Genomic DNA, 11608 nt, shown 5'->3' with positions numbered 1-11608 from the left:
AATTAATTATTTTTTTCTCTATTAATAGCCCCATCCCAAATAATCCCCATTAAGTCCTCCACATTTTGTTCGGAAAACTTGAGATCTTTAAATTTGATGCTGTGAACAGTTGATAGTGCCACGCCAATGTAACTTGCCACCAAAAGATGGACATCTACCTGCTTCAAAATTTTTCGATCAATGCCTTCCTGTAAAAAATCAACAACTTTGTTTTGCCCCCCCACAGGTTCTTGTATCTCAGCTTTGTTCTTCTCGTAATAAGGAGAGGAAAAAAACTGCTCAAAAAAACTAAAGATGTGCCCGTTCTCTAGATAGAACTTGACAAAGTTGCGCCAAATATGAAAAAATGAGTCTTTATAGTCGAAATCATCTTTTATACCATCAAAAATATACTCATTGAGTAGTGTTCTACAATGTTTGAACAAACCAAAAATTAGATCGTCTTTTGACGGGAAATAATGGTAGATAGTCCCAATTGCTACATCAGACTCTTGTGCGATTTTGCTCATCGGCGTTCCATGGAAGCCGTTTGTTTGTATAAGTTTTAGTGTGCTGGCAAATACTGCCGCAATTTTTTCATTGGAATTCATCAATCGAACGTTCATTCGGTTGCAAAATTAACGATTAATTTAGATCCAAAATGTCAGAATATTGTTATAAATCAATAAATATAAAACGATTTGAATCAATAATACAATAAGGAAAAAGAGATGAAATTGTTTTCGTATTTTTATTTTTTTTGATCGGTGGAGGGGAGGTAGAGGTGAAGGATCGCAAATAGAAAAGCGGTGATTTGATTAAATCACCGCTTTTCTATTTGCAACCTTTTAAACTTTTCTCAACATCTTCCAAAGGATATAAATTTTTCCCTTTGTTGATCTTGGTATTGATATAGGTTAATACATAAGCGATATCAATTGCGGAAAGATTTGAAGCGGGCATGGTATTATTAAACTTTTTACCCGCAACTTCAAGTTCACCAGAAGTTCCGTGCTTGATGATGCAAGCAAGATCTTGACGATGAGTTTGCAGAAAGGTGGTATCGGTTAGGGGCGGATAGAGATTGCCCAATCCTTCACCTTTCTCTCCATGACAATTTTGACAATGTGTTCGGTATACCTTTTGACCGTTGACCGCATATTGCGCAGTTTTGATATCAACTTCATGCTGACAGCTTATCAAGACCGCTAAAATAGCACCAATTGTTATACCTGTTTTTAAGAGAATGTGCATGTTATTTTTTATCCTTGCTCAAGAGTAAAGGTAAGTCGTTCATCAGTTTTTTTACTTGCTCATCATTTGTACCGTCGTAGGCGCCCCGAATTCGCTTATCTTTGTCTATTAAGACAAGGTACCCCTGATGATCGTAACCTCCAGGCGCATTTTTATCTTCAGCGGTATAAACCAGGTATTGATTGGCTAGACCATATATTTCTGCTTTAGTCCCCGAAACAAATTGCCAGTGATTATTGGTTACACCCAATTTATTGGCATAATCTTTCAGTACGTAGGGTTGATCGTATTTAAAGTCTATACTATGGGACAGGAAACGAACTTCTTCATTATCCTTGTATTGCTGGTATATCTTTAATAGGTTGCGATTCATCGTTGGACAGATACTTGGACAATGGGTAAAGAAGAAGTTGGCGATATATACTTTACCCTCAAAATCTTTGTCTGAAATCATTGTACTATCCTGATTGAGCAGTTTAAAAGGCGGAATAGTATGATAGACTGTATCTACGATTTGTTTTCCATCAACTGTTTTTTCTACAGCTTCTCTTTCGCCATAGATGGGTAAGCTTGTCTGGCTATTGTTTTTACAGGAAAATAAACCGAGTAAAAGACCAGTTGCGCAGTAAAATTTAGTTATGGATCTCATGTATTTAATAGTTTTGTTTGTTAAAGCTTGATTCCATCTTTACACGAACAACTTAATGTTAACCTAAAGAGGGGCGGACTGTGTTATTTGAATTTTTGGATTTAAAAATTCTTTAATTTGTCTTGGCTTTCTTTAGCAACATTATCAAATATTTTTTTCATATCACTTACTTTTTGAAGCTCTGTTTCAAAATATTTAACATCTGTTGAATCTGGGTTATATCCTTTCATCCAGTCCATCATATGGTCTGTAGCACTTTCTAAATTAGCTTTCAATGTGCTTAGCTCTTTTCTTGTTAAATTGGTGTCTAAATCAGCCTTAGTTGTTTTTAGGTTTTTTAAATTTGCCAAAATAGAATCTATCTTAACAACATCGCGGTCGAAATGAGCGATTTGAGGCATAATTTCATCATGTATCTTAATAGTTGAATCTTGCAGGGCTTTTACACCTGTTGCACCATTTCCCTGGGTTCCACATGCTGCTATTGCCAAGGATGCGATAGCTACAAACGCGATTTTATTCATGTTTTATGTTTTTTGGTAATTGGACAAATATATTAATTTCTTATGGCTCAATATTTCGATTTCTGGAAGGGAATGTAAAATTCAAGTCACGAATATAGGTTTCACAACGTACCGTGGCACAGAGGTCACCAGACTTATCTTTAATTTCCAGGGTAAAATCCTTAACTACTTTGCCTTTTGTGCGGATAATATGGGCACATTCTTCAAGGATTTCCTCTGAGAGTTGCACAGAATATTCCACGCTGGTTTTGCCGGGTTTCTTAAAGGTGATCTGTGATGATTTTAACCAAGCAACGGTTTTCTTAAAGCCAATTTTTTGAAGGTATTGGTCGATTAGGATAGGGAAGATGGGGTCTGCTGCAGAAAAGATTGTTCCACCAAAGAGTGTTTTGTTGGTATTGATGTTGAATGGTGTTTTATATATTTTTACTTTGGCACCTTGGAAGCCAGGACTAATTTTTTTTACCCAGATTCCTTGAAATAGAAAGGGCGGGTAAATACGTAATAGCCATGTTAAGGCAAGTGGACTATATCTCATGATGCAAAAATAAAACAATGTGTCGGATTATTTTTCGAAATCTTGGTTTTATAGCTTCACTATGGTATTTTTACAGATCAAAAAACCTAAAATGTCAACAATAAAAGAAAAACAACCCAATAAAAAAGTGTGGTTACTGGTTATGATTGCGTCACTGGGCTATTTCGTCGATATCTACGATTTGATTATTTTCTCCATCGTCCGTATTCAGTCCTTCACTGATATTGGCGTCCCTGCGGAAGAGATGCGGGTAAAAGGTGAATTTGTGCTCAATATGCAAATGGGCGGTTTGCTGTTGGGTGGAATTCTTTGGGGGATTATAGGGGATAAATTTGGACGTTTAAAAGTGCTTTTTGGATCGATTCTTTTATACTCTGTAGCGAATATTGCAAATGGTTTTGTACATGATGTGCTTATGTATGGTATTATTCGTTTTATAGCGGGCGTTGGTTTGGCCGGAGAACTGGGGGCGGGAATTACCCTGGTTTCTGAAAGTATGCATAAATCAAAACGCGGTTATGGGACCATGTTGGTTGCCGGTGTCGGTGTTTTAGGCGCTATATTGGCCTATTTTGTCTCGGAAGAATTTGACTGGCGGACGGCCTACTTTGTCGGTGGTGGAATGGGCTTACTGTTGCTATTGTTGCGCATTGGCTCTTTTGAATCAGGATTATTTAAGGAGCAAGATAAATCGGGTGTTGTGAAAGGGGATATTCGCATGCTTTTCACAAATAAAAGCCGCTTAAAACGGTATGTCAACTGTCTATGCATTGGTCTTCCAATCTGGTTTGTTGTCGGTGTTTTGGTTACTCAAGCTCCGGAGATCGGCAAGGCCTTGGGGGCTGCAGGTACACTGAGTGCTGGTCAAGGGGTGATGTTTACCTATATCGGTATTTCTATCGGGGATGTACTGGCAGGAATATTCGCACAGATTTTAAAATCCCGCAAAAAAGTGGTGTTTATATGTCAATTAATTATCATTGGAAGCTCACTATGGTATTTATTGAGTGATGGTATTACAGCGACGAAGTTTTTAAGCCTTGCCTTTATAATGGGCTTAGGAGTAGGGTATTGGGCAACCTTTGTGACTATCTCAGCGGAACAATTTGGTACAAATCTTAGAGCAACTGTCGCAACGACGGCCCCCAATTTTGTACGGGGTGCACTCATTCCGTCAACAATGCTATATGGACTTCTAGTAAATGCATTTGGAATTGTGCCAGCAGCAATTACAATGGTTGTCGTTCTTTCGGGTATAGCAATTTATTCGTTGACCCAGTTAGAAGAAAGCTTTGATAAAGATTTAGACTACCTGGAAGAGTAGTCAATAAATAGCTATTTTTTTCGTCCCGGACATTTTTTACAGCGTTTGCCTTCTTTATATTTTTTGCAACACTTTTTAAAGCAGGCACAAGAAAAGTCAGAAAAAGGGTTCATAGCCGTATTCCGAAACTGAAACAACCCAGCTTTATTTTCTGACTCATCGATCTCCAACACAGATTCAATAACTTCGTTCATAATACAAAGTTACAATTTGTTTAAAACAATTCTAAATAATAGGATTGTTTTTACATTTTTTTGATCAGATTTTCAATTATTTTAGGGAAGTACTGATGTTCGAGTTGCTGTCCTTTAAATTTAATAATGTCTAAAGTATCGTTGGGATCCACTTTGAATCGTGCTTGGTATATAATTTCCCCCTCGTCGAAATGTTCATTTGCGAAATGGATCGTAATGCCATGTTCCTCTTCCTTATTGGCCAAAACGGCTTTATGTACATGGTCACCATACATACCTTTGCCACCATATTTTGGTAGGAGAGCAGGATGTATATTTATAATTTGATTTGGAAATGCTTTCAGCAGGTTATTTGGAACGAGCCAAAGAAAACCCGCCAAAACAATCAGATCAATATTTAAGTTTTTAAGAATGTTGACAACGTTGTCGGTTTTGTAAAATTCGTCACGATCAAATATATGTGCAGGTATTTCAAAATTGTCGGCTCGTTGAATAACGTAAGCATCAGGGTTATTGGATAAAATCAAGGCAACCTCAGCTTCATCTGAATACTTGAAATGTTCCATTATTTTTTGAGCATTGGACCCTGAACCTGAAGCAAAAATAGCAATTCGTTTTTTCACGATTAATAAGTATTAATAGATTTGATCGATTTAAAAATTAGCCCAAACTTACGGATTTTTTGTAAAAAAACTAAAATAATAGTTGACTGAAGCGCATTTTTAAGTATTATTGATTAAAATTAATTGAATAGTCACTGTTGGTTTAAATTTCTTTAACATGAGGTTCCTTTGTTCCCTATTTTTTGTAAGTGTATTTTTCTTATTTAAACCTGTTTTTGCACAGGCACCCAAAACACTTCCATCGTTTACTTTTGAGGAGGTCTATCAGGCCAGCAAGTTTAATTCAGACAGGCTTCCAAAATCGGGCTATATTGTGTTGGATTTTTACGACCCGGGTTGTGGCCATTGCCAGAAAATGGGGGCTGGTATCGCACGCAATTTGTCCAAATTCAAGAATGTATCCTTCTATTTTATCTCCATGAATGATAAGCCTTATGTCGATGGATTTATTAATATGCATGCGAAGGCATTGAAAAGTGCCCCAAATGTCAAATTCTTGTTTGATGCTGGAACTCAATTTATTGAAAAATTTAAGCCAGGCAATTACCCATCGCTCTATATCTATGACGCAAAAACCAAAGTATTGGTACAGCATTTGGACGGCGAAGACGATGTAAACAAGTTGTTAAAAGCTTTAGGTATTACAGGTTAAATGTTTAAAAATTAACAATAAAAAAAGAACGTCCGACAGTACTGTCGGACGTTCTTTTTTTATTGTTCTTGTTTATTGATGAACACAAATTTACCGTCGAATACATCCAGACGAATAATCGAATCGCGATTTACTTTTCCGGATAAAATTTCCTTTGATAGTTCATTTAAAATTCGTTTTTGAATAACACGTTTTAGTGGCCTAGCCCCATAAATTGGGTCATAACCAAGCTGTGCCAACCAATCCATTGCTTCATCAGAAGCCGTAATGAATATATTTTGTTCGGCCAGCTGTTTCTGAACATGTGCAAATTGTAAACGAACAATATCTCCAATTTCGTCTCGACTTAATGGCGTAAACATAATCACTTCATCGATACGGTTCAAAAACTCGGGGCGAATCGACTGTTTTAAAAGATCGAAGACCTCATTGCGTGTTTTGGCGATAATTTCATCCCTATTATCATCGGTCAGATGACTGAAATTCTCCTGTATAATGGTTGACCCCGTATTGGAGGTCATGATGATAATGGTGTTTTTGAAGTTTACCGTACGACCTTTGTTGTCTGTAAGATGGCCATCATCCAATACCTGCAATAGGATATTGAATACATCGGGATGAGCTTTTTCAATTTCATCTAACAAAACAACAGAATAGGGTCTTCTTCGGACTGCTTCAGTCAACTGTCCGCCTTCATCATAGCCGACATATCCCGGAGGCGCTCCGATTAAACGAGACACGGCGTGTCGTTCTTGATATTCCGACATATCAATACGAACCATGGATTGTTCGTCGTCAAATAAGAACTCGGCAAGTGCTTTTGCAAGTTCGGTTTTTCCGACTCCGGTAGTCCCCAAAAATATGAACGATCCTATTGGTCGTTTCGCATCATTTAATCCAGCACGTGATCGACGAATGGCATCGGAAATAGCTTCTATTGCTTCATCCTGACCGGCGACACGTTTATGAAGCTCTTCCTCCAGATTCAATAATTTTTCGCGTTCTGATTGAATCATCTTGCTCACAGGTATTCCTGTCCATTTTGCGACAACATCAGCAATGTCTTCTGAAGTAACTTCTTCTTTGAGCATACGCTTGCTTTCTTGTTTTTCAGCGAGTTCAGCCTTTAGTTTGTCCACTTTTTCTTGCGCTTCTTTAATTCGTCCATAACGAAGTTCTGCTACCTTTCCATAGTCTCCGGAACGTTCGGCCTGCTCAGCTTCGAGTTTGTAGTTTTCAATATTCTCAATCTCTTGATTGACATTGTCAACAAGACTCTTTTCTTCTTGCCATGACGCTCTTAAGGTATCTCTTTCCGCAGATAGATTAGCGATACTTTCCGATAATTCTGCAACTTTTTTATCGTCATTTTCACGTTTCAAAGCTTCACGCTCAATTTCCAATTGCATGATACGACGTTCAAGCTCATCGACAGCTTCCGGTACAGAATCCATTTCAAGGCGCAATTTGGATGCTGCCTCATCAATTAAATCAATCGCTTTATCTGGTAGAAAACGATCGGCAATATAGCGCTGTGACAATTCCACGGCAGCAATGATAGACTCATCCAGAATGCGTACCTTATGGTGTGTTTCGTAGCGTTCTTTTAGGCCACGGAGAATGGAAATGGCATCTTGCGTGTCAGGTTCTTCAACCATAACTTTCTGGAACCTGCGCTCCAATGCTTTATCTTTCTCAAAGTATTTTTGGTATTCGTTTAAGGTTGTCGCTCCAATTGCACGTAGTTCACCTCTAGCTAACGCCGGTTTGAGGATATTAGCCGCATCCATTGCACCTTCACCACCTCCAGCACCCACCAATGTATGGATTTCGTCGATAAAGAGTATGATGTCTCCATTGGAATCGGTAACTTCTTTTACAACCGCTTTTAGACGTTCTTCAAATTCACCTTTATATTTAGCTCCGGCAACCAAAGCGCCCATATCTAAGGAAAATACAATCTTAGATTTTAAGTTTTCAGGTGCGTCGCCTTTAATAATTCTGTAAGCAATACCTTCCGCGATAGCCGTTTTACCAACCCCAGGCTCACCGACAAGTATCGGGTTGTTTTTGGTACGACGGGAGAGTATCTGCATCACACGTCGAATTTCCTCATCACGGCCAATCACAGGATCCAATTTTCCGGATTCGGCATATTCATTTAAATTTCGGGCATATTTTCCCAAAGCATTGTAGGTGGCCTCCGCATTTTGATCAGTTACCCGACTGTTTCCGCGCAATTCTTTTAGGGCGGTCTTTAAGTCTTTTTCTGTAACGCCCTGTGACTTAAGTAATGTTGAGGTTTTATCAGAAGTTGCCAGAATACCCAATAATAAATGCTCTACCGAGACAAATTCATCATTGAATTCTTTGAGATAGCCCTGTGCTTTCTGAAGTGCATTGTTGGCATCGCTACTTAAATAAATATTGCTGCCACTAACCTTCGGAAAACCTTCAATTTGTTTGTCAAGTTCAGTCCCGAGATAGCTGATGTTGACATTTAACTTTTTTAATAAGTGGCTGACAACATTTTCATCCACTGTGAGTAAAGCTTTTAAAATATGCGCTGTCTCAATCGCCTGTTGTTGATGACCAGCCGCAATTTCGGAAGCTTTTTGTATAGCCTCTTGGGCTTTAATTGTATAGTTGTTAAAATTCATTTTTATTCTCTTATTTAAAGTTTCGTTGATACATATTGGTTATAACAATTGAAGTGCCATTCGGGTTTTAAGCTATACTTCGGAAAAAATGGCAATAATTTTTATTGAATCATGACAAATTTTCAGTTGTCAAAAATAATGCGCTTGATTTTTAAATAATTGGCTTAGCAGGGTATAAAATTCTTGAAATCGACTTGCATTTTTGGTTTAAGCTTTCGATATTTGCAGCATCTTAAAACGGTCAGACGTTATAAGATTGAAAAGAAGTAACGCCTCTTTAGCTCAGCTGGTAGAGCAACTGACTTGTAATCAGTAGGTCATTGGTTCGATTCCGATAAGAGGCTCTTTTAAGCAACATGCATTAAACTTCTTTAAAAAGCCTCTTTAGCTCAGCTGGTAGAGCAACTGACTTGTAATCAGTAGGTCATTGGTTCGATTCCGATAAGAGGCTCTTTGAGCGACACTCATTAAAATTCATTTGAAAGCCTCTTTAGCTCAGCTGGTAGAGCAACTGACTTGTAATCAGTAGGTCATTGGTTCGATTCCGATAAGAGGCTCATAAAAAAGATCCCCAAGATTTCTTAGGGATCTTTTTTTGTTTAGTCCAAACTAAGTTTTGCTGCTGTAGCGATTTTCTTTGGTATATCTGTGTTATCCATTTTCTGACTGAATTGCTCGGAGCCAACACCGATCGCATATACCGGTGCATAGGCGGCCGAATGGTTGTTAGAGGCCCAGCTTATTGATCCCATCCGATTTAAGATTGAAATACTCAGTGCGGCTATTTTGTCGTCGCTTGCGTAAAGGCTTTTTGCGGTTTCATTTTGGTGATCGACAAAGCTTTTTTGATAGGCAGCTTCTAAAGCACTACGATCAGTTTCATGGATTGTAATTTTGGAAAATAAACCAGTTTGAGCAGCAATGAGATTCTTGAGATCGTCCCATGTTGCATTTGGATTATTCTTACGAAGGTTGCCTATTGCGTTCGAAAGTTCTGCATGCGAGGTTTTTTGGTGGGACAAGAATTTTGTTTTCAGCGAAGAACTTCCATTACCGACACCTAATCCTCCTGTTTCATGGTCCGCTGTAACGACTATAAGTGTTTCATTTGGGAATTTTTTATAAAAATCATAGGCGAGTTGTACGGAGGCATTGAAATCCAATACTTCCTGAATCGTTGTAGCCGCATCATTTGCATGGCATGCCCAATCAATTTTTCCACCTTCAATCATTAAAAAGAAACCATTTGTATTGTTTTTATGCAGTGAAGTGATAGCTGCAGATGTGATATCTGCCAATTTTAAATCATTTGGCTTTTGGTCTATGGCATATTTAAGGGCATCTATGGGACTGCCATCTGAATTCATCAATATGATCTTATCTGATTTATTTGGTAGTTGTGCATAAGCATCTTTTCCTTTAAGCACGTTATAGCCGGCTTTTTCTAATATGGGGAAAAGCGATGGCGCCTTTTTATGATCAAATGTTGTTTCGGGTTTGAGAAAATTGGATCCGCCAAAAAAATCAAAATTGGAAGTGACAATTTCTTTACCGATTTCATAATACATGTCGCGGTCTGCTTGGTGCGCATAAAATGAAGCCGGGGTAGCGTGGTCTATGCTGACGCTTGTAATAATACCGACTTTCTTTCCTTTTTGCTTTGCGGCATAAGCTATACTCTTATAGGGGACAGTTCCTGTACTATCCATACCGATAACGCCATTTTTGGTTTTTTTTCCAACGGCTAATGCGGTACCTCCAGCGCCTGAGTCCGTTACGCCATTTGAGAGTGAATGTGTGGAGGCAAATCCAACATGAGGAAATTGGGTAAACACAAGTGGGATGGGGTTATCTTTATGCTGTACTTCAGCTTGATGAATTTCGGTGAGATTAACCTGGTTGAGGCCCATGCCATCACCAATTAAATAAAAGATGTATTTTGCTTCTTGGCCAAAAGAGGGGAGAACATGTACAAAAACGAGGAGAAACAGAAATAAAACGTGTTTTTTCATTTGAATGGTTGTTATTTTAAAAAAACACAAATTACAGCCTTAGGATTAGTTTATTGTTAATTCAATATTATGAATTACTATTTAGGCGATTCAACTGGTTTCTGTTGCTAATTTTTGGATATCTTTAACGTTTACAGTGTGGATACCTATTGTGTAGTGATTGATCGCCTGTAAAATTGCGGAAGCAACTTGTGCTACAGACAGTGGCTTATAGGATTTGAATAATCCTATCGTATTAAGGATACGAAGGGCAGTAATGGCTGTTTTTTCACCGAAGCGATCTGTGTTTGGTCGAATTAATCCTCCCGGCTGGAAAATGATAAGCCGATTGAAATTAAGTGCTTTAACATCCTGTTCAAGGGTTCCTTTCATGCGGTTATAAAAAATTTTTGATGCAGGATCCGCAAGAACTGCCGATAATAAGAGAAAGGTAGGAAAACCATTTTTTTTGGCCAATGCCGCAAATTGCAAATTAAGATCATGATCTATTTTCCATTGTGCATCTTTACCGCCTGCATCCTTTAATGTGGTGCCAAGGCAGGAAATAGCGATGTCGCCTTGGATCTCGCGCTCAAAATCCGTTAGATTTTCAAAATCTACGATAACCTGTTTCAATTTAATGTGCTCCTCAAACGACACACGTCTTAAAAGAACAACGATTTCCGTAACTTCCTTAGATTTCAACATCAATTGAATGAGCGCCCTTCCTGTAGCACCAGAACCGCCAATTAAAACTACCTTCATTATTTCATTACTTATTTTCTTTACTAATTATCTTGAATGAATTGCTTCACGGAGAGTTATTGCCCAGATGATTGAGTATGCAATTAATCTTTATAATTAGGCTTGCCAGGAGTAAAGCGAACAATAGATTGATCCAATCGGAGGGTGTTTGCTACAGTGATTAGATCTTCTTCGACAATAAAATTTTGATCAATAGCGGTTTTTATTGTTGTAAAGTCCTCTTGATCGGCATCTTGGAAATAGAGTAGGGATTGAATTGTAGATACTGCCACCAGTTCGAGTAATTCGTCTTCACCTTCGTATCCAACGTAGAAAAAATCTGCCATAATATTGATATTTAATGTTATACGAATATACTTTTTTATTTTTAAAATTTGTCAAATAGCGTGAGAACTTCTTGAAGAGTGATAGACACTATGTCAAAAAGTTGTTGAAATTTGACTTTCTTTTATCCA

General features: G+C 38.1%; 12 protein-coding genes and 3 tRNA genes. 5 read left to right on the top strand and 10 right to left on the bottom strand.

All coding sequences use genetic code 11. The features are described 5' to 3' along the window. Window positions 1-2 precede the first annotated feature (2 nt). From B3297_RS09220 to B3297_RS09200, 5 genes are all read right to left on the bottom strand, one after another. Entirely contained in the window at window positions 3-605 is a 603-nt protein-coding gene (locus tag B3297_RS09220) for a TetR/AcrR family transcriptional regulator (RefSeq protein ID WP_046673552.1), read from the bottom strand. A gap of 208 nt (window positions 606-813) precedes the next feature. Then, window positions 814-1233 carry a c-type cytochrome gene (locus B3297_RS09215; protein ID WP_070563810.1) on the bottom strand — a complete coding sequence of 140 codons (420 nt, stop codon included), beginning with the start codon at window positions 1231-1233 and terminating at the stop codon, window positions 814-816. A 1-nt stretch (window position 1234) separates the two neighbouring features. After that, the gene (locus tag B3297_RS09210) at window positions 1235-1882 is read right to left on the bottom strand and encodes an SCO family protein (protein ID WP_070563813.1); all 648 of its coding nucleotides are present in this window, start codon (window positions 1880-1882) and stop codon (window positions 1235-1237) included. A gap of 101 nt (window positions 1883-1983) precedes the next feature. Then, window positions 1984-2406, bottom strand: coding sequence for a hypothetical protein (locus B3297_RS09205; RefSeq protein WP_070563816.1), 423 nt, complete (start codon window positions 2404-2406; stop codon window positions 1984-1986). A gap of 40 nt (window positions 2407-2446) precedes the next feature. Beyond that, the gene (locus B3297_RS09200) at window positions 2447-2944 is read right to left on the bottom strand and encodes a PaaI family thioesterase (protein ID WP_070563819.1); all 498 of its coding nucleotides are present in this window, start codon (window positions 2942-2944) and stop codon (window positions 2447-2449) included. 91 nt (window positions 2945-3035) lie between these two features. Between B3297_RS09200 and B3297_RS09195 the strand changes: the two genes are divergently transcribed. After that, window positions 3036-4268, top strand: a complete 1233-nt coding sequence (locus B3297_RS09195; protein ID WP_070564477.1) for an MFS transporter — start codon at window positions 3036-3038, stop codon at window positions 4266-4268. A 244-nt stretch (window positions 4269-4512) separates the two neighbouring features. On the opposite strand, the gene purN is transcribed toward B3297_RS09195, so the two are convergent. After that, on the bottom strand, window positions 4513-5085 hold the full coding sequence (gene purN / locus B3297_RS09190; protein ID WP_070563826.1) for a phosphoribosylglycinamide formyltransferase: 573 nt from the start codon (window positions 5083-5085) through the stop codon (window positions 4513-4515). A 157-nt stretch (window positions 5086-5242) separates the two neighbouring features. On the opposite strand from purN, the gene B3297_RS09185 reads away from it, so the two are divergent. Then, a complete protein-coding gene (locus tag B3297_RS09185; RefSeq protein WP_070563829.1) occupies window positions 5243-5737 on the top strand; it encodes a TlpA family protein disulfide reductase in 495 nt (164 codons plus the stop codon). 59 nt (window positions 5738-5796) lie between these two features. On the opposite strand, the gene clpB is transcribed toward B3297_RS09185, so the two are convergent. After that, window positions 5797-8397 (bottom strand): ATP-dependent chaperone ClpB, encoded by a 2601-nt coding sequence (clpB, locus tag B3297_RS09180; protein ID WP_070563832.1) that lies wholly within the window; start codon window positions 8395-8397, stop codon window positions 5797-5799. 271 nt (window positions 8398-8668) lie between these two features. Here clpB and B3297_RS09175 point away from each other — a divergent pair. The 3 genes from B3297_RS09175 to B3297_RS09165 all read left to right on the top strand — a co-directional run bounded on the left by B3297_RS09175 (window position 8669) and on the right by B3297_RS09165 (window position 8954). After that, window positions 8669-8741: transfer RNA gene (locus tag B3297_RS09175), tRNA-Thr, on the top strand. 34 nt (window positions 8742-8775) lie between these two features. After that, window positions 8776-8848: transfer RNA gene (locus B3297_RS09170), tRNA-Thr, on the top strand. 33 nt (window positions 8849-8881) lie between these two features. Then, window positions 8882-8954 (top strand) — tRNA-Thr (locus B3297_RS09165). A gap of 42 nt (window positions 8955-8996) precedes the next feature. Here the strand turns inward: B3297_RS09165 and B3297_RS09160 are convergent. From B3297_RS09160 to B3297_RS09150, 3 genes are all read right to left on the bottom strand, one after another. Next, a complete protein-coding gene (locus B3297_RS09160; RefSeq protein WP_070563835.1) occupies window positions 8997-10409 on the bottom strand; it encodes an alkaline phosphatase in 1413 nt (470 codons plus the stop codon). A 90-nt stretch (window positions 10410-10499) separates the two neighbouring features. After that, window positions 10500-11153: an NAD(P)H-binding protein gene (locus B3297_RS09155; RefSeq protein WP_083295848.1), complete on the bottom strand. Its 654-nt coding sequence runs from the start codon at window positions 11151-11153 to the stop codon at window positions 10500-10502. A gap of 83 nt (window positions 11154-11236) precedes the next feature. Next, window positions 11237-11479: a hypothetical protein gene (locus B3297_RS09150; protein WP_070563841.1), complete on the bottom strand. Its 243-nt coding sequence runs from the start codon at window positions 11477-11479 to the stop codon at window positions 11237-11239. Window positions 11480-11608: the final 129 nt, after the last annotated feature.

The sequence above is a fragment of the Sphingobacterium sp. UBA3519 genome, assembly GCF_002377215.1.
Taxonomy (GTDB): Bacteria; Bacteroidota; Bacteroidia; order Sphingobacteriales; family Sphingobacteriaceae; genus Sphingobacterium; species Sphingobacterium multivorum.
The sequence above is the reverse complement of the archived record's forward strand: the minus strand, read 5'-3'. Positions and strand labels throughout refer to the sequence as shown.